13 protein-coding genes are annotated in these 17,598 nt (G+C 42.3%); 7 read left to right on the forward strand and 6 right to left on the reverse strand.

The genetic code is table 11. The features are described from left to right. Window positions 1-4: 4 nt before the first annotated feature. Entirely contained in the window at window positions 5-676 is a 672-nt protein-coding gene (locus Q4575_RS15650) for a response regulator transcription factor (RefSeq protein ID WP_303523467.1), read from the forward strand. A 46-nt stretch (window positions 677-722) separates the two neighbouring features. Here Q4575_RS15650 and Q4575_RS15655 read toward each other — a convergent pair whose 3' ends face one another. From Q4575_RS15655 to Q4575_RS15670, 4 genes are all read right to left on the reverse strand, one after another. Next, window positions 723-4,181, reverse strand: a complete 3,459-nt coding sequence (locus Q4575_RS15655) for a PAS-domain containing protein (protein WP_303523468.1) — start codon at window positions 4,179-4,181, stop codon at window positions 723-725. Then, on the reverse strand, window positions 4,182-4,664 hold the full coding sequence (locus Q4575_RS15660; protein WP_215964685.1) for a hypothetical protein: 483 nt from the start codon (window positions 4,662-4,664) through the stop codon (window positions 4,182-4,184). It lies immediately after the preceding gene. A gap of 106 nt (window positions 4,665-4,770) precedes the next feature. Beyond that, entirely contained in the window at window positions 4,771-6,510 is a 1,740-nt protein-coding gene (locus tag Q4575_RS15665; RefSeq protein ID WP_215964686.1) for a sodium:solute symporter family protein, read from the reverse strand. Beyond that, the gene (locus Q4575_RS15670) at window positions 6,510-6,761 is read right to left on the reverse strand and encodes a DUF4212 domain-containing protein (RefSeq protein WP_303523469.1); all 252 of its coding nucleotides are present in this window, start codon (window positions 6,759-6,761) and stop codon (window positions 6,510-6,512) included. Before Q4575_RS15670 ends, Q4575_RS15665 begins: the two co-directional genes overlap by 1 nt. Before the next feature lie 249 nt (window positions 6,762-7,010). On the opposite strand from Q4575_RS15670, the gene Q4575_RS15675 reads away from it, so the two are divergent. The 4 genes from Q4575_RS15675 (at window position 7,011) to Q4575_RS15690 (ending at window position 12,863) form a co-directional block, all read left to right on the forward strand. After that, window positions 7,011-8,855, forward strand: a complete 1,845-nt coding sequence (locus Q4575_RS15675) for a putative nucleotidyltransferase substrate binding domain-containing protein (protein ID WP_303523470.1) — start codon at window positions 7,011-7,013, stop codon at window positions 8,853-8,855. Then, complete coding sequence (locus Q4575_RS15680) at window positions 8,855-9,556, forward strand: exonuclease domain-containing protein (RefSeq protein WP_303523471.1); 702 nt, start codon at window positions 8,855-8,857, stop codon at window positions 9,554-9,556. Before Q4575_RS15675 ends, Q4575_RS15680 begins: the two co-directional genes overlap by 1 nt. 153 nt (window positions 9,557-9,709) lie before the next feature. Beyond that, window positions 9,710-11,605 (forward strand): acetate--CoA ligase, encoded by a 1,896-nt coding sequence (acs, locus tag Q4575_RS15685; RefSeq protein WP_215964690.1) that lies wholly within the window; start codon window positions 9,710-9,712, stop codon window positions 11,603-11,605. A gap of 196 nt (window positions 11,606-11,801) precedes the next feature. Beyond that, window positions 11,802-12,863 carry a DcaP family trimeric outer membrane transporter gene (locus Q4575_RS15690; RefSeq protein WP_215964691.1) on the forward strand — a complete coding sequence of 354 codons (1,062 nt, stop codon included), beginning with the start codon at window positions 11,802-11,804 and terminating at the stop codon, window positions 12,861-12,863. Window positions 12,864-13,016: 153 nt separating this feature from the next. Here Q4575_RS15690 and dbpA read toward each other — a convergent pair whose 3' ends face one another. Both dbpA and Q4575_RS15700 read right to left on the reverse strand, forming a co-directional pair. Beyond that, the gene (dbpA, locus tag Q4575_RS15695) at window positions 13,017-14,402 is read right to left on the reverse strand and encodes an ATP-dependent RNA helicase DbpA (RefSeq protein WP_215964692.1); all 1,386 of its coding nucleotides are present in this window, start codon (window positions 14,400-14,402) and stop codon (window positions 13,017-13,019) included. Window positions 14,403-14,551: 149 nt separating this feature from the next. Continuing rightward, on the reverse strand, window positions 14,552-15,127 hold the full coding sequence (locus Q4575_RS15700) for a hypothetical protein (RefSeq protein ID WP_215964693.1): 576 nt from the start codon (window positions 15,125-15,127) through the stop codon (window positions 14,552-14,554). Between the two features lie 292 nt (window positions 15,128-15,419). Here Q4575_RS15700 and imuA point away from each other — a divergent pair, with 292 nt between their 5' ends. Further along, window positions 15,420-16,112, forward strand: coding sequence for a translesion DNA synthesis-associated protein ImuA (gene imuA / locus Q4575_RS15705; RefSeq protein WP_215964694.1), 693 nt, complete (start codon window positions 15,420-15,422; stop codon window positions 16,110-16,112). A gap of 8 nt (window positions 16,113-16,120) precedes the next feature. Next, window positions 16,121-17,584, forward strand: coding sequence for a DNA polymerase Y family protein (locus Q4575_RS15710; protein WP_215964695.1), 1,464 nt, complete (start codon window positions 16,121-16,123; stop codon window positions 17,582-17,584). The last annotated feature ends 14 nt before the right edge of the window (window positions 17,585-17,598 follow it).

The following is a 17,598-nucleotide window of genomic DNA, read 5'->3' on the forward strand; positions in this document are numbered from 1 at the left end:
CCATATGCAGCCAGACAAAATTATTGTTGCTGATGATCATCCATTATTTCGGCAGGCTCTATTAGAAACCTTAAGGTCAAAGTTAACGCATACACAATGGCTTGAAGCCGAAAATGTTAATGAGTTAAATACACTTCTGGCCGAAAATACTGATGCAGATTTGTTGTTATTGGATCTCAATATTCCTGGAGCTCATGGCTTTAATACGTTAATCCATGTGAGGCGACATTTTCCTCAAATACCAGTTGTTGTTGTTTCTGCATATGATGATGTGGATACTATCTCCTCTGCGATGGAGCATGGTTCGTCGGGTTTTGTTCCTAAATCAACTCCAGTAGAAACCATCTTTTTGGCTATTAATGAAGTGTTTTCAGGCAATATTTGGACCCCACCTAATTTTTCTGCTCAAACCGCACAATCAGGAAAATCCGATATTGCAGAACGAATCGCAAGCTTGACGCCACAGCAGTATAAAATTTTGATGATGTTTGCCGAAGGGCTGTTAAACAAACAAATTGCCTACGATTTACATGTGTCAGAGGCCACGATTAAAGCCCATGCAACTGCTATCTTTAAAAAGTTAAACGTACGAAATCGTACACAGGCTGTTATTACGCTTAATGAACTTGATCTATCAGGCACGGCATTTGAAACGGAATTATCCGCGTCAAAATAGTAAGCCTTTGGTCTCTTGAATTTTATTACAATTTGTTGGCAATGGATTAGTCGACAAATTGTTTACGAAGCCTTTCAGCTAATTTGGCATTGATTAGCGCACGAAGTGCTGCTGGCTTAACTAACTTTCTCATAAACCCTAAATCTGCATTAGCGGCTTTATGCTCTATACCAACCTCGGTTGTCGCAGTTATCAATATTGCCGGTAGATAACGTTCTGAGGTGCTTCTTAGTTCTTCAATTAACTTGATACCTGTTCGGTCGTTTTCAAGCTGATAATCCACCAAAGCAATGGCTATATCGTCTTTTTGTTGCTGATACTTTTCTTTAGCTTCCGTCGTTGAGGCGGCGCTAATTACGTTGCATTGCCAACTTTTAAGTAATTCCACCATCCCATTGAGAACCGCAGGGTCATTATCGATACACAACACAGTTACACCTTGCAAGCTTACACTCTGCGCAGTAGCGGAGCGTTTTGGCGTTGGTGTAGCAACAGGATAAGTGAATTGAGGCACCGCTTGCGGGATAGTAATACTAAAATTACAGCCATGACCACTTCTAGAGGTTAGTGTTAGAGGGTGGTTGAGGAGTTCGGCTAAACTTTTTGTAATACTCAGCCCCAACCCTAAGCCTTTAGCACCGGATTGCTTGTTGGTATTCAATTGGGTGAATTGTTCAAAAACTAGCTGTTGCTTATCCAGTGGAATACCATCGCCATTATCAAGCACTTGAACGACTACATTGTTGCCAGAGCGTCGAACACCAAGCAGTACTTTGCCAGGCGCAGCATAGCGAATCGCATTACCAAGTAAATTTTGCAAGATGCGGCGCAATAAGTGGCGGTCGGATTTAACCCAAACTTCGGTTTTTACAAATCGTACCTCGACCTGCTGTTTGTCAATGACCGCAGAGAAATCTCGTTTAAGTTCTTCAAATAACGCTGTTAATGAAAAGCTGTCGAATTGAGGGTGAATATTACCGCTTTCTATACGGGCTATTTCACCAAGGTTGGCCAACAGGTCGTTAGCCACCTTTAACGAGTCGTTGATATTGTTAACCTGCACCAGTTGTTTGTCGGTTAACTCTGGTTGACTCGCCAAAGCAGATGTAAACAAACGGGCAGCTTCAAGGGGCTGCATTAGGTCATGACTTACGGCATTTAGATATTGACTCTTTTTGATATGAGCGGTTTCTGATCTTTCCCGCGCGACTTCAAGCTCCCGATTGGTTTCTTCTAGCTTTTGCGTGCGCTCGATAACTCGGCTTTCGAGATCTAGATTAGCTTCTTTAAGGTATCGTTCGGCTTGACGGTACGTAGTGATGTCAGTGAACAACATCACAAAACCGCCGTCAGGCAGAGGGTTACCTTGGATACTAATGACCTTACCATTGTTATGTTGGCGTTCTGAATTATGGGGACTACCCTGCTTTAAGAAATTGACTCGGCGAGCGACTTGTTTGTCAACGTCGCCCGGGCCTGTAAGGCCTTTTTCAACGTTAAAGCGGATAAGGGGTTCGATAGGGCAGCCGACATAAAGTAGCTCTTTTGGGTATTCAAACAATTCGACATATCGTTTATTCCAAGCCACAAGGTTTAAGTCACCGTCGACAATGGAGATACCCTCACTGGCGTTTTCAATCGCACTTTGCAGTAAATTTTTACTAAATTCCAAGCGTTGTGCAGATGCGTCTTCAACTAACAAAGCGAGTTCATTGAGTGCAATATCCCGACCTTCGAGTGCTGAATGCAACACAAGGCGGGCAGAGGATGACCCCATTACACTGGCAAGCGTTTGTTCAGTGTGTTCAATGAGTTTTTGAATATAAACCTGTTTACTAAGATGTTTTTTATTATTGTATTGGTTAAATTTTTCAAATTTACTGCGTGCTGACGATTCACCTACAAACCGCGCCATTAAGGCGACTAGCTCGGCTTCGTTTAACTGACGGTATTTGGGGGAGCTAACCACGAGCTTAGTGGATTGTTCGAAAAACAAGGCGCTTTGCACGCGCTCTTGCACGCTAGGGCGGGTGAATTGCGACACCAGCCACATGACAAAAATATTAGAGGTTAGACTGAGTAAGGTAATTATAGTGTAACTCGGAACTGGTGCCTCTTGGAAAGGATGAGGATAAAGCCCAAGTTCTGGTAGAAAGTTTAGTGCGAGCCACATACTAAAGCCCACCACAATACCGCTATAAACCCCTTTTAGGGTGACACTTCGAGAGTAAAATGCGGTGATTAGTGCTGGGGTGAGTTGACCAATTGCGCCAAAGGCAATTTCACCTAGTGCCGAAAGAGTATCTGGTGAAGCAAAATAGAATGCGCCATAGCCCAGCATGATCACGACAAAGACGAGCACCTTACGAACGTTAAGAAGTCGCACTCTAAATGTATCAAAATCGGTATCCGACTTACCTGTAGATTTAAATAAAATTGGGAATACAATCTCATTGCTGATCATAGTACTCAGTGCGATTGCTGTAATAATGACCATCGAACTTGCTGCGGATATCGCACCAATAAAGGTCAGTAGTGTTAACCACGAGTTGTTGGTTAACTGTGGTAAAAATAATACGTAGGCGTCGCTGGGGACGGTGTCCCCAAGTAACATATATCCTGCGAGCCCAAGAGGGATCGCAAATAAGGCAAATACCATTAAATAAAGAGGGAACAAACGGCGGCTTAACCAGGTGTCTTTTTCAAATTTAAGCTCGACGACCATAACTTGGAATTGGCGCGGTAAGGCTAAAAACGCAGCCATGACAACAATAAGCAAACCAAACATAGATGTTAAGTTAGGTAGAGAAAATTGTTGCGTTAGGTTTATTTTTTGCTGGGCCTGCTGCCAGATATCTACAGGGGAATCGAACAGGAAAAAGCTGGCAAATATACCAACCGCGGCAAACGCAATGAGCTTCATTAACGATTCAAACGCGATGGCTAACATAACCCCAGGGTGGCGCTCTGTAACCTCTATTGAGCGAATACCAAAGATGACAGTGAACCACACCAATACCAAACTTACGCCTAGACCAAGTTGCCAATGTTCAAACCCTGGCGCAAATTGAAGCTGTTGGAATGTATAGACAATTGCTTTTAATTGCAGTGCAAGATAAGGCAATGTGCCGACGAGGGCGACGGTTGTAACGAGTCGGGCGAGGTGTTTTGATTTTCCGTAACGTGATGCAATAAGGTCGGCAATAGACGTAATGTTTAGCTTTAAGCTGACATTAATCATGCGTTGAATAAATGGCCATGCAAATACAAAGAGTAAAATCGGGCCAAGAAATATGGGAATATGTGACAACACATTGCTAGCGGCCTGGCCACTCGTGCCAAGAAAACTCCAGGACGTGCAATACACCCCTAAAGTCAGAGCATAAATAATAGGCTGATAAGTTTGTTTAATTCGGTGGCGGTAACGGTCACCTAAATAAGCAATGAGAAACAGCAGCATTATGTAACTAATGCTGATGCTTATCAGTTGCCAGTTTGCGAACATTTAGTCTTCTTTAGCAGGCAATTGAGTGCTCTGCGTTGTACTAGTAAATTCACCTGCGTATTGATTGCCTTTGATTGTGGCAATAACGCGGAAAACTTGTTTGCTTCCCTTGGCGGCATTAAGTTTGGCAAAAGGCGTATGTTCGTACCAATAGTATGGCGTTTGAAGTAGAGCCATTCGAAAAGGTGTAGCCGTACCTTGGTTGTCGACTAAAAAGAGCGTGGCGTCGTCTAACGGATAAGTTGAATTGATGACTGTTCTATCTTTGTCTTCACCATCCGTTGCAGTGTATAGACTAAGTTTGATATCACCGGAACGAAGAATGCACTGTTTTGCAATAACATCACAATAGTCATTTTCAGTGGTTAGCTTAAAAAATTGGTTTTCAGGTTTTTCGAGTTCCAGCCAAAGATCGGATCCAATCCAGCCGAGGACAGCCAGAAACGGGGCGATGATAAATGCGAGTCGAGTATGTTTATTCATATTTCTTTTTTATAGTTTCCAATGAGTTAATGCAACTAATTTTTACCTGTAACAGTAAAAAGAAAAGACTCCCGAGGGAGTCTTATTTTATCGAGTTTTATTAATTCTAGTGGTCGTGCGCAGCGGCAACTTTACCATGTGGTGTACGGAAGTTTTCAACCATATCTTGTATGTGTTGAGGAGCTTCAGAAGTCGCTTTAAGAATTATAAAGGCAACAGTAAAGTTAACTAACGCACCAACAGCGCCAAACGCATTTGGTGAAATTCCAAAGAACCAGTTAGGCTCTAAACCACCAAGGAACTCAGTACCACTGATGAACATGATGCCCTTGTGTTGGAATACATACAACATAGTCACACCGATACCTGAACACATTCCCCATACTGCAGCTGGGCCTGACATCTTCTTAGAGAATATACCCATCATTAGTGCTGGGAATATCGAAGATGCAGCGAGTCCAAATGCTAGGGCAACTGTTCCTGCGGCAAAGCCAGGCGGATTGAGCCCCAGATAGCCGGCGACAATGATTGAAATTGTCATTACCACCCTGCCTGCAAATAACTCGTTTTTCTCTGAAATATCAGGGGTAAGTACGCCTTTCATTAAGTCATGGGATACCGATGACGAAATGGCGAGCAACAAACCGGCGGCTGTGGATAACGCGGCGGCAATACCACCTGCGGCTACCAGTGCAATGACCCAATTTGGCAAGTTAGCAATAGCTGGATTTGCTAGAACCATAATGTCACGGTCTACTTTCACCATTTCATTAGTTTCAGCATTTGCAGTGTATTGTATTTTACCGTCGTTGTTTTTGTCTTGATATTGCAACAACCCGGTTTTTTCCCAATCTTTAAACCACTGAGGACGTTCTGCGTACTCTAGGTTTTGACCAGCAACAGGTTCAATCGTATTCATTAGGTTAAGTCGAGCCATCGCGCCTACTGCAGGAGCTACTGTGTATAACAAAGCGATGAATACTAATGCGTAACCAGCAGACATACGAGCCGCTTTAACCGATGGTACAGTGAAGAAGCGCATGATGACGTGTGGTAAACCAGCAGTACCAATCATCAGTGACAATGTATAAGCAAACATATTTAACGTGCCGCCCATGTTGTCAGTTGTGTATTCTTTAAAGCCTAAATCCGTTACAACCATGTCGAGTTTATCTAATAGATAAACACCGCTGCCGTCTGCTAATGTACTGCCTAAGCCAAGTTGTGGGATTGGGTTACCGGTAAGTTGCAATGAGATAAATACAGCAGGGATAGTATAAGCAAAGATAAGGACACAGTACTGAGCAATCTGAGTGTAAGTAATCCCTTTCATACCACCAAGAACCGCGTAAACCCAAACAACGGCCATACCAATATATAGACCAAGATCATAATCAACTTCTAGGAATCGAGAAAACGCGACGCCAACGCCTTTCATTTGACCGATAATGTAAGTAAGAGACGCTATGATTAAACAGATAACCGCAACAACACGTGCTGTTTTAGAATAGTATCTATCTGCGATAAACTCAGGAACCGTAAACTTACCGTGTTTTCGCATGTAAGGGGCGAGTAGCATTGCCAAGAGGACATAACCACCGGTCCAACCCATTAAAAATACTGAGCCACCGTAGCCTAAGAAAGCAATCAGACCTGCCATCGAGATAAATGACGCGGCACTCATCCAATCGGCACCAATCGCCATACCATTTTGCAGTGGTGTTATACCACCGCCAGCAACATAAAAGTCACTTGTAGATCCCGCACGTGCCCACCAAGCTATACCAAAATAGACAGCAAATGAACCGAAGACGGCAATGTAAGTATAAAGTTTTAACTCTTCCATTATTCTTCCTCGACATTATATTTTTTGTCTAAGTCGTTCATCTTTTTGGTATACAAAAAAATGAGACCTAAAAAGGTATAAATTGAGCCTTGTTGCGCAAACCAGAAGCCTAATTTGTAGCCGCCTAAGCGGAATTCATTGAGTTGTTCGACAAGTAAAATGCCAAACCCAAATGAAACAACAAACCAAATGGCTAGGCAGATAAATATTAGACGAAGGTTTTCCCGCCAATATGAGCTTTGATTCTCCACGATCCTCTCCTAGATTTTTAAAATTGTTTAAACACTGTTGAAGTGATGGCCTGTTATCTTATTTTTGGTATAAATTTGTTCTTTAGCCCATCGCCATAGTTAAGCTAACAACAATTTTCAACTAGCGGTATTAAACTTTAGTCTAGAATGTAGTCTAAGTGGTTGACCCATTTTCTTAACTGCTCTAAAACTCTAACAGTCTGTTTTAATGTGCAATCCTGATATAAAGCGGTTAATAGGTGGAGAAATATGTCTAACGATTTATCTGAAGTACACGATTTTATTCGGGTTATTCCGCCATTTGATACTTTGTCAGAGGAGCAAATTTCTCGATTAACCCGAAATATATATATTCAATATGTGGCGTCTAATTCCAGCCTGCCTCCCGAGGGGGATCAAAAAGCTGTTTTGTATTTTATTCGCAAAGGGGCACTGGCCTATTTTGGCAATGACAACGAATTATTAAGTAAGTACGGTGAAGGTGATCTTTGTTCGGTTTTTTTACTGCCGGATGAAAATGTTCAAATTTCTGTTGTGACCGAGGAAGACACCTTACTTTATTGCATTGATCGGGAAGCGTTACTTGAGGTCATTACTGAAAGTGAAGAAGCCGAAGCGTTTTTTGCTCAAACCGCAGCGCAGCGTCTTAAAAAACGAATGGAAAAATTTAGTGATGATGCCGTTGTATCATCCACTTTAATGAACACCCAAGTTGAACATGTGTACCATACGCCTGCTGCGACGATAGATATGAAACTCAATATTCAACAAACCGCTCAGCAAATGACAGAGCAAGGCTATTCTTGTTTAGTCGTGACCAGACAAGGTGAGATGGTTGGCATTGTGACGGACAAAGATATCCGTACGCGTTGCGTTGGAGAAGGGTTAGACCCTTTAATGCCGGTATCCGATATCATGAGTCGTGATGTATTGACGTTAGACACCAATGACAGTGCATACGACGCCTTGATAGTCATGACGAGTCGGAATATTCATCATTTACCAGTAACCTCCAATGGCCGATTAGCTGGTATGGTTACAGTAACAGATTTGATGAACCATGAAGGTAACAACGCCGTCAATATTTCTAGTTTAGTTGCCAAAGCGAATAAAATTAGTGAGCTAACTGAAATAAGTAAGATGTTACCAAAGTTGCAAATTAGAATGTCAAAACTTGGGACAACCTCTGATCATGTAGGCAAAAGCATTAGTGCGATTACCATGGCGTTTACGGTTCGACTGATCACAATGGCGGAAAACTTATTAGGGCCAGCCCCGGTACCGTATGCCTGGCTTGCTGCGGGCTCTCAGGCCAGACTTGAGCAGTTTGCGCACTCTGATCAAGACAATGCGATGATTATTTCTGACAAGCTACAGCCCCAGGATGCCTATTGGTATCAAGACCTTGCCACTTTTGTTTGCGATGGTTTAGCGGCGTGTGGGTTTATTTATTGCCCCGGTGACATAATGGCAACTAACTCCAAATGGCGACAAACGCAATCGGTTTGGCACAAATATTTTCATAAATGGGTGGTGAACCCAAGTCCCCAAGCACTGCTAAATTCCAGTGTCTTTTTTGATCTTACTACCGTACACGGTGATGCGTCTCTATTAAACGAAGTAAGAGACAAAATGTTAGAAAAAACTAAAAACAATTCTTTGTTTATCGCCCATTTGTCACGAAATGCGCTTGCTCATCGACCACCTCTGGGCTTTTTCCGAGGTTTTGTGTTGGTGGAAAATGGCGATAACGAAAAGGTCTTGGATTTAAAACACAATGGCATTGCGCCAATTGTCGATCTTGCCCGAATTTATGCCTTACAAGAAGGTGTTGCAGCTGTGAATACGTTAGCAAGACTGCAGGCTGTGGCCGGAACGCCATCGCTAACTAAGTCGATGGCCAGAAGCCTAATTGATGCTTTTGAATTTTTAGGCTATTTACGTCTAAGTCATCAGGCGCGATTATTATCAGCAGGAAAAAAACCAGACAATTACTTACCGCCCAAAACTATTTCTAGATTGGAACAAGAACATCTAAAAGATGTTTTTAAGGTGATTAAAACGTTGCAAAATAACCGCCAGGTTGCTTACTAATGTGGCCTTTTTTTGAGTCTTTTCTATCGGCTGAACAACAGCGAAAGCGGGCGTTTAGGCGTGTGCCTGAGGGGGCTTTAAAAGAATATTTGTCGGTACCTTTTCCAGACAAAAATGCAACTATTAGTGAACTGACTTTACTGTCGGTAGATTTTGAGACAACGGGTTTAAATGCAATGACGCACCAATTGCTTAGTATCGGTTCAATTGAAATTGATGGTGGCAAAATAAAATTGGCGAGTAGCTGTCACAATATAATAAAAACCAAAGGCAAATTAGAAGCGAATAATGTTGTTGTCCATCAGATCACGGATTCAGAAAAAGAGCAGGGCATTGAATTAAAAACCGCTGTTGATCAGCTACTACTGGCGTTAGCTGGGAAAGTCATGTTGGTCCATTATGCCAAGATAGAACGTCAATTTTTACGGCAAGTTTGTTTTGAACTTTACGGAGTGCGCCCTCCATTGATGATGATAGATACCTTATTGTTGGCAAAAAAACGACTCGATATTGGCGGTCAACATTACGACCCTTCAATATTTCGGCTGGAAAGCTTGCGCCAGAGCTTTCAACTTCCAAGCTACCATGCTCACAATGCCTTAAATGATGCAATTGCTACCTCAGAACTGTTTTTGGCTGAAATTAATAAATATAAACAAGGGGTTAAGACAAAAATACGACAGTTACTCTGTTCCGTATAAGACTAAAGTATTAGCCAAATTAGGCTTATTTTAGACTTAGGTCTAATGTTCGATTCGCCAAACACTCCTTACTCTAAGTGCAATCAATTTGAATTTGGTTAAACAGGTTTGCTGTTGACCATTTAAATGCATAAAAGAGCAGAAGGACGCACAATGAGTGACTCAAACCAATCTGAATTTATTTACCCTTCACAAGCTGTAATAGATCAAGCCAATGTCAGCGATTATGAAGCGCTTTATAATTATTCTGTAACCGACAGAGAAGGTTTCTGGGCAGAACAAGCAGATACACTCTCGTGGTATAAAAAATGGGATAGCGTTTTAGACGAATCCAATGCGCCATTTTACAAGTGGTTTGACGGTGGTTCGATTAACATCGTTGATAATGCCATTGACCGTCATTTAAAAAATGCCAATCGAAATAAAATGGCGATTATCTGGGAAGGCGAAAACGGTCAGGTTCGTAATTTCTCTTACAACGGATTAAATCGTGAAGTCTGCCAGTTTGCTAACGTTCTAAAAAGCATGGGCGTAGTAAAAGGCGATATCGTTACGATTTATATGCCACAAATACCAGAATTGGTGTTTGCTATGTTAGCGTGCGCTAAAATTGGTGCAATTCACTCTGTCGTTTATGGTGGCTTTAGTACCGAAGCGTTAGCTTCACGAATTGACGATGCGCATTCTAGAGTATTGATCACGGCCGATGGTGGCTGGCGCCGTGGTAAACAAATCGATCTTAAATCAATAGCTAATGATGCAATGAGTCGCTCGCCGAGTGTTGAAGTGTGTATCTGCGTTAAAAACAATGAACTTGACGTTGAGATGGAACCGTCACGTGATTTTTGGTTGCATGATTTAAAAGCCTTGCCAATTGCTAGTCCAAAATGTGAAACCGAACAAACCAGTTCAGAAGACCCACTTTTTATTTTATATACCTCTGGCACCACCGGCTCGCCAAAAGGTATGGTCCATACACATGGCGGTTATGCTGTGTACACCTCTACGACTCACCGGATGGCATTTGATATTAAGCCTGAAGATCGCTGGTGGTGCGCCGCGGATCCTGGTTGGATTACTGGTCACAGTTACATTGTTTACGGACCATTGATTAACGGCGCGACGATTATGTTATACGAAGGTGCGCCAAACTATCCTTACCCAAATCGCTGGTGGCAGATAGTCGAAAAATACGGCATCAATATTCTTTACACTTCTCCAACTGCAATTCGTGGCTTGATGCGCTTTGGTGAGCGTTGGCCACAAAAGCACGATCTCACAAGCTTACGCTTATTGGGAAGTGTCGGTGAACCAATCAATCCAGAAGCCTGGAAGTGGTACCACAAAGTTATTGGTCAAGAACGTTGCCCGATTATCGATACTTGGTGGCAAACCGAAACCGGTGGTTTCATGATTTGTCCATTACCGATTACACCGTTGAAACCTGGTTCAGCGACCAAGCCATTTTTTGGCAATGAAATCACAATTGTCGATGACGACGGTGAAGAAGTTGGCGCAGGCGAAGAAGGTAAGTTGATTATCAATAACCCTTGGCCGGGGATGGCACGTACTGTGTTTAAAGATGACCAACGTTATCAAGACTTATATTGGTCGAAAGTTGGCGACAAATGGCGTTATTTAGCGGGCGACAGTGCCAAAAAAGACAGCGATGGCTACATTTGGGTTATTGGGCGAATGGATGAAGTATTAAAAGTAAGTGGTTACCGACTTGGTACTGCTGAAATTGAAAGTGCTTTAATCAGCCACCCAGCAGTGAATGAAGCTGCAGCTATTGGTCTGCCACACGAACTTAAAGGCAACGCTATCCATACTTATGTGATTTTAAAGCAGGGAATGGTTGGAGATCAAAAGCTAGCTGCTGAGTTACGAGCACATGTTGGTCATGAAATGGGCAAAATCGCGACACCAGAGTCGGTCGAATTTGTTGAGTCATTACCAAAAACTCGTTCAGGGAAAATCATGCGCCGAGTGCTTAAAGCGAGAGCTTTAGGACAAGATGAAGGCGACTTGTCAACATTGGAAGAATAACCACCCTTTAATTTTAACTTATAAAAACAATCAACAGATAGGCGTCACACTAACGTGTGGCGCCGCCCAAAAATAAAAAATAGAAACACAAAATAAAAACACAAGAACACAAAAAACAGAAAACACACACAAATAATAAAGCACACAGTTGGCTTGTCGTATTTTGGCCTTTCGCTGTGTTAACGAGGAACAGGTCATGAAACTTAAGAGCACACGCAATACATTATTGGTTTTGGGGTTATCAGCTGCTTCATCGGCGAACGCCGGGTATACTTTTGAACTTTCTGAAGAAGACAAACTGACATTTGGCGGCTTTATAGCTGCAGATGCCCGTTATATAGATGGTAACGCCAGTTCCAGTTTAGTGAACGACGACTTTTGGATTGGTCATGCGATAAAAGACGATATTTCGAGTTTGCGTATGCATGTCAATTCATCTCGGATCAATACAAAATACGAACATGGTGACATTACAGGCTTTATTGAATTTGACTTGTTTGGCGGCGGTGGTAATGAAAAACTAACAAATTCTCGTCATCCACGACTTCGCCACGCGTTTATTCGCAAGGGAAATTGGACAGTAGGCCAAACGTGGTCAACATTTGTTAATACTGGTGCGCTGGCTGAAGCGGTTGATTTTGCTGGACCGTTAGTGGCCTCTGGTTTTATTCGACAAACTCAGATCCGTTATACCAATGGCAATTTTCAGTTTGCGTTAGAAAACCCAGAATCTTACGGTGGTTATGAAGGTGCAACGGGTTATGGCGCTAAAGATGTTTTACCGGATGTGATTGCTAAATACACAGTGTCTGGTGATTGGGGTTCTGTTGCCTTTGCGGGGGTTGTTAAACAGCTTACAACCACAATGGATGAGTCTAAATCAGCTATTGGTTATGGCATCTCAGGTAAGATTAAAGTGGGTGCTAAAGATGATTTCCGATTCCAATTACATGGTGGTAATACTGGCCGTTATGTAGGTGCCGCTGCAGCGACAGATTTAGTGGGTGAAGAAGTTGAGGAGTCCACTGCAATTATGGTGGCGTATCGTCATTTTTGGAATGATACGTACCGTTCAAATGTCTTTTATGGCAATCATACAACGGCCGAAAGTGATCGAGACCGTTCTCATTGGGGCGTTAACCTCTTTAAATCCATTAACAAAAATTTAACATATGGTTTTGAATTCGGGAATTTCGAAATGGCGGAAGCCGATGCAGATTCCAATTACATTCAGGTGAATGCCAAATATTCACTGTAGTCATTTAAATTGAGGTAGTGTGAATGACGCTACCTCAATATCAGTTTTTACACCTCTTGGGCTGGCGACAGCCCTTTTTTATGCTTCCTAACTGCCTAATTACAGTTGCGGTTAAACGTCGCTTTGAAGTTAAGGTGAGGCCCTAAAATACGACTATCTAATGCGCCACACTCGGAAGTTACGACCTTTCAACTTACCGTTTTCAAGCTTTTTCAGTGCAAAACCTGCAGAGACTTTTTTCACTGCAACATAGGCGCAGTAATCAGTAACATTGATCTTGCCGACATCGCTACCAGGAATGCCATCTTTCCCCGTTAAGGCACCTAAAATATCACCAGGACGAACTTTTTGTTTTTTACCGCCGTCTATTCTTAGAGTCGCCATTTGTGGCCCATACACTTCCGCGTTTAAGACGTCAGCGTCGGGTAGATCGGATTCGCTAATTGTAATTTTTTGGTAATCTTCAATGTCTACTAACTTACTTGAATCACGATTGACATAAAGGCTGCAAGCAAGTCCTTGCTCACCAGCACGACCAGTACGGCCGATTCGGTGTACGTGTGTGTCGGCGTCATGGGCGAGTTCGTAGTTGATCACGGCGTCAAGCTTGTCGATGTCTAATCCACGAGCCGCAACGTCGGTGGCAACTAAAATAGAGATGCTTTTATTAGCAAAACGAATAAGCGTTTGGTCACGTTCTTTTTGTTCCAAATCACCATTTAAAACAGCTACACTAAAACCTCGAGCGGCTAAGTAGTCGGTAACATCAAACGTCGCTTGTTTGGTATTACAAAATACAACGCATGACTCAGGCTTATGCTGCATTAACAATAAATGCAATGCCTCTTTGCGCTGCTCTTTGTCTTGAACAAGGAAAAATTGCTGTTCAATGGTGCTGTCGCTTTGCTCTGATTCGACTTTTACATTGACTGGGTTACGCAGTAATTTACCGGCGATCCAGTTAATTTGCTCAGGGAATGTTGCGCTAAATAGTAAGCTTTGACGCTCGACAGGTGCCGCTTCAATAATGGCATCAATAGAGTCTTGAAAACCCATTTCCAACATCTTGTCAGCTTCGTCTAAAACAAAGGTATTCATTTCATCTAGATTGATGCGACCTTTATCTAAGTGATCCAAAATTCGACCAGGCGTGCCAACAATAATGTGCGCGCCGTGCTCAAGAGAACCTATTTGCGGCCCCATTGGTGTACCACCACATAAAGTTAATACTTTTATGTTGTGAATACCGCGAGCCAGCTTACGAATTTCAATCGCAACTTGGTCGGCCAATTCACGGGTGGGACATAACACCATGGCTTGAATGCGAAAACGTTTTACGTCTAGATTTTGCAGTAAACCCAAACCAAATGCCGCGGTTTTACCTGAGCCAGTTTTGGCTTGCGCGATAATATCTTTACCTTCCAAAATAACCGGTAAGCTTTGAGCTTGTATCGGTGTCATTTGGTCATAACCTAATGTTGTTAGGTTGTCGGTAAGTTCAGGTTTTAGTGAAAGTGTAGAAAAACAGTGTGCAGACAAAACAGGTGACCTTGATGGGTAATTGTAAGGTCGTAAGTATAGCAGTCTATTGGATGAATAAGTATTTGTGTTGCTGAATTTGTTTTATCGCGTAACGAGTTGGCTATAGGTAACAGCCAACTCGTTATAAAGCATTAGAAAAATTGCGGTTAGAACATTAAACCAATTTTAAGAAATTCGATGTCGAACATCACGGCTTTGTCTTCTAACGTATCAAAACTGTTTAACGAAGACGTGTCGTATTTGTCGTTGTCGCCAAAGTAGCGGCCAAGCAAAATGCTGCTGCCCCAATATAAACCTGAGTTAAACATCTTACGGTAACCAAAACCAAAACCAAGTCCCAGCTTAGTTGTATCAGAGTTGATTGTGGTTAAGCGTGTGGCACCAGAAAAATAATACCCTTCGATGCCCTTATTTAAAAACTTACGGTAGTGGGCACTGATGTTTAATGCCGTAAATTGGTCTTCGCCGTTTTGAATGTTTTTGTAGTCGATTGGAAACGCAATTTCAGTGCTGTTATTACGATTAAAAATAGACACACCAGCATTAAAATATACCCGGGAGTCAGTGCTGGCAATAAAGGTCAGAGGGTTGATTTCAGCCCCGATGGTAAGTTGTTTACTCTTTAAACCTTCAGTGAAAGTGTTGGCAGAAATAACGGTAGAAAACAGGGTCAGTACTAAGCCTAAACTTAACAGCGCACTTACACGAATGATGCGTAACATTTTGATTCCTTTTAGAACACGGACTAAGCACGACAAGATCTCCCTCGGCGTGCATTTTTAAAGGCGCGCAGTAAACTACGTTACAGCCTAAAAATCAACATATATACATTATAAGCAAGATCCATATTAAAAGAGCATTATTACCAATATTACGTTCTAGTTAACTATTTTCTTATATAAATCATTTAATAAAGTACAGAAATCGGGTTTGTAACATTTCTTTATTGGCATAATTATTAACTGTATATATACTGTTTTTATATACAGTATTGTACGCGGTGCGAGTAACATTATGTTAGAAATTGATAAATATCAGAACCGAGGCCTTATTTGGTTCGGCAATAAAAATGATCAACTTGTTGGTCGGGTAAAAACCGGATTTGTGACTTTAGATAATGCGCTTTCAGGAGGATTACCGCCACAGGGGGTGATGGAAATTAAAACCCCAATGGGCATTGGTGAGCTTCGCCTTATGTTGCCTTATTTGAAGCAAAAACAGACGTTGGGTTTACTCGTATTTATTGGACCGCCGGCGATGCTCGACGCTGAGTTTTTAGCGGCTAATGATATTGACCTTAGCAAGGTTTTAGTGATCTCAGAATATGAATCAGAACGCATGTTATGGGTTGCTGAACAATGCTTAAAAAGCGGCAGTTGTGGTGCCGTGTTATTGTGGCAAAAAACATTGTCGATAAAGCAGTCTCGTAGATTGTTATTGGCCAGTGAACAAGGTGAAAGCAGTTTGTTGCTTTATCGAATTATGACGCACCAGCAGGAACAAACTGGGGTATTTTCTATTCCGTCTAATGTCAGCATGACCCTCGCCCCCGCACCAGAGGGCATAACCGTGAATATCGACAAGCAACGAGGCGGTCGCAGCTTCAAAGGCTTGTCGGTAGACATGCGGGACATATGGCCAGACTTAACAACGTCGCCTATCTCAACCACAAATGTTGTGGCATTTCCGAAAGTTGCAGTTCACTAGGTTCGCTTATGTTGTGGTTATATCTCGACTTTCATTCTTTGCAACTTGACGCTCTCGACAGCTCAAGAGAAACCTTGCGAACAGAGCTGACTCCAGCACCAGAGGTTGTGATTATTGTCGACGCTAAAAAGAATGAAGTTGTGCAGCTTAACGCGATGGCAAAAAGCCAAGGCATAACACAAGGCATGGGATTGGCAACCGCCTTGTCTTTGCACCAGCATATACAGGTAATGGAGTACAAACCGGATATTGAATTTAGGACATTGCAGCAACTGGCACAGTTGTTATATGAATTTACAGCGGATATTGCCTTAGCCTTTCCCCACGGCATGTATTTACGTATCGACAATATGTTGTGCTTATATAAGGGGCTGCTGTCTTATTGGCAGCAAATTGAATATGTGCTTAAACCAATAGGATACCAATACGATTATGCAACAGGTACGACGCCCGCAATGGCTAAGGTATTGGCGCAAGCTAAGCTAAACACTTTGCTGGATGATCCTAAAAAGCTAAAACAGGCTTTGTATGGTTTGGCGATTGAACAGCTTGAACTCGAGCCTAAAGCCCTTAATGCATTGCATCGGGTTGGTGTGAAACAAACTAAACAGTTGTTGGCGCTGTCTTTAAAAGAAATGGCAAAACGCTTTGATATTCATCTACTCAATTATATTGGCAAGTTGATGGGGGAGTTTAAACATGGTCTTATTTTTTATCGCCCACCTGCGGAATTTAATGTTGATATTGAGTTGTTATTTGAGATTGAAAACAGCCAAATATTACAACACCCAATTAAACGATTATTAATCCAACTCGAACAATTTTTAAGTATACGTGGTTTAGTCACTCAACAATTAACCCTACATCTACGCTATCGTTACTTGGAATTTATCGAACTGAGCATTAACCGGGCTCAGGGAGAATACAAAATGGAAAAGTGGTTGTCCCTCGTACGGTTAAAATTAGAGAGTGTAAAGCTCGCTGAGCCAGTGGTGGCCATCCGATTGTTAGCTCGGCAGTTACGGCCGTTAACTGCTGACAGTGGTGACTTATTTAGTCAAAAGTCGCCCCAAGTTTCGGTGGATGAACTGGTGGCGGTAATACAAGCTAAGCTCGGGGATAATAAAGTCAAAGGGGTATGTTTAATTGATCAACATCACCCACAGTTAGCCACTCAGTATAGCGAAGGACTTGCTATCGAGAATACTATAGAAAATACCAAAGGGCGGGCAGCTGATCAAAAAACATTTGAGGGGCGGTACAAGTTGCGGCCAAGCTTAATGACGGCTGTGGCGGTGCCATTAAAGGAACATGTCTCTATATTGCATGGGCCAGAGCGAATACAAACCAATTGGTGGCACGAACATTCAATTCAGCGAGATTACTATATTGCCCGTAGCGACAAGGGGCGACTGTGCTGGGTATATCGTACGCCACAAAAAAATTGGTATTTACAGGGGTACTTTGCGTAACGGCAAGTAAATAA

Source organism: Psychrosphaera sp. 1_MG-2023 (assembly GCF_030548245.1).
Lineage (GTDB): Bacteria > Pseudomonadota > Gammaproteobacteria > Enterobacterales > Alteromonadaceae > Psychrosphaera > Psychrosphaera algicola.

Excerpts from the sequence above, each read along its gene's own strand:
- Q4575_RS15700 (WP_215964693.1), bottom strand. The coding sequence starts at position 15,127 with ATGTTACGCATCATTCGTGTAAGTGCGCTGTTAAGTTTAGGCTTAGTA.
- Q4575_RS15660 (WP_215964685.1), bottom strand. The coding sequence starts at position 4,664 with ATGAATAAACATACTCGACTCGCATTTATCATCGCCCCGTTTCTGGCT.
- Q4575_RS15665 (WP_215964686.1), bottom strand. The coding sequence starts at position 6,510 with ATGGAAGAGTTAAAACTTTATACTTACATTGCCGTCTTCGGTTCATTT.
- Q4575_RS15710 (WP_215964695.1), top strand. The coding sequence starts at position 16,121 with ATGTTGTGGTTATATCTCGACTTTCATTCTTTGCAACTTGACGCTCTC.
- Q4575_RS15680 (WP_303523471.1), top strand. The coding sequence starts at position 8,855 with ATGTGGCCTTTTTTTGAGTCTTTTCTATCGGCTGAACAACAGCGAAAG.
- acs (WP_215964690.1), top strand. The coding sequence starts at position 9,710 with ATGAGTGACTCAAACCAATCTGAATTTATTTACCCTTCACAAGCTGTA.
- Q4575_RS15650 (WP_303523467.1), top strand. The coding sequence starts at position 5 with ATGCAGCCAGACAAAATTATTGTTGCTGATGATCATCCATTATTTCGG.
- Q4575_RS15690 (WP_215964691.1), top strand. The coding sequence starts at position 11,802 with ATGAAACTTAAGAGCACACGCAATACATTATTGGTTTTGGGGTTATCA.
- Q4575_RS15655 (WP_303523468.1), bottom strand. The coding sequence starts at position 4,181 with ATGTTCGCAAACTGGCAACTGATAAGCATCAGCATTAGTTACATAATG.
- imuA (WP_215964694.1), top strand. The coding sequence starts at position 15,420 with ATGTTAGAAATTGATAAATATCAGAACCGAGGCCTTATTTGGTTCGGC.
- Q4575_RS15675 (WP_303523470.1), top strand. The coding sequence starts at position 7,011 with ATGTCTAACGATTTATCTGAAGTACACGATTTTATTCGGGTTATTCCG.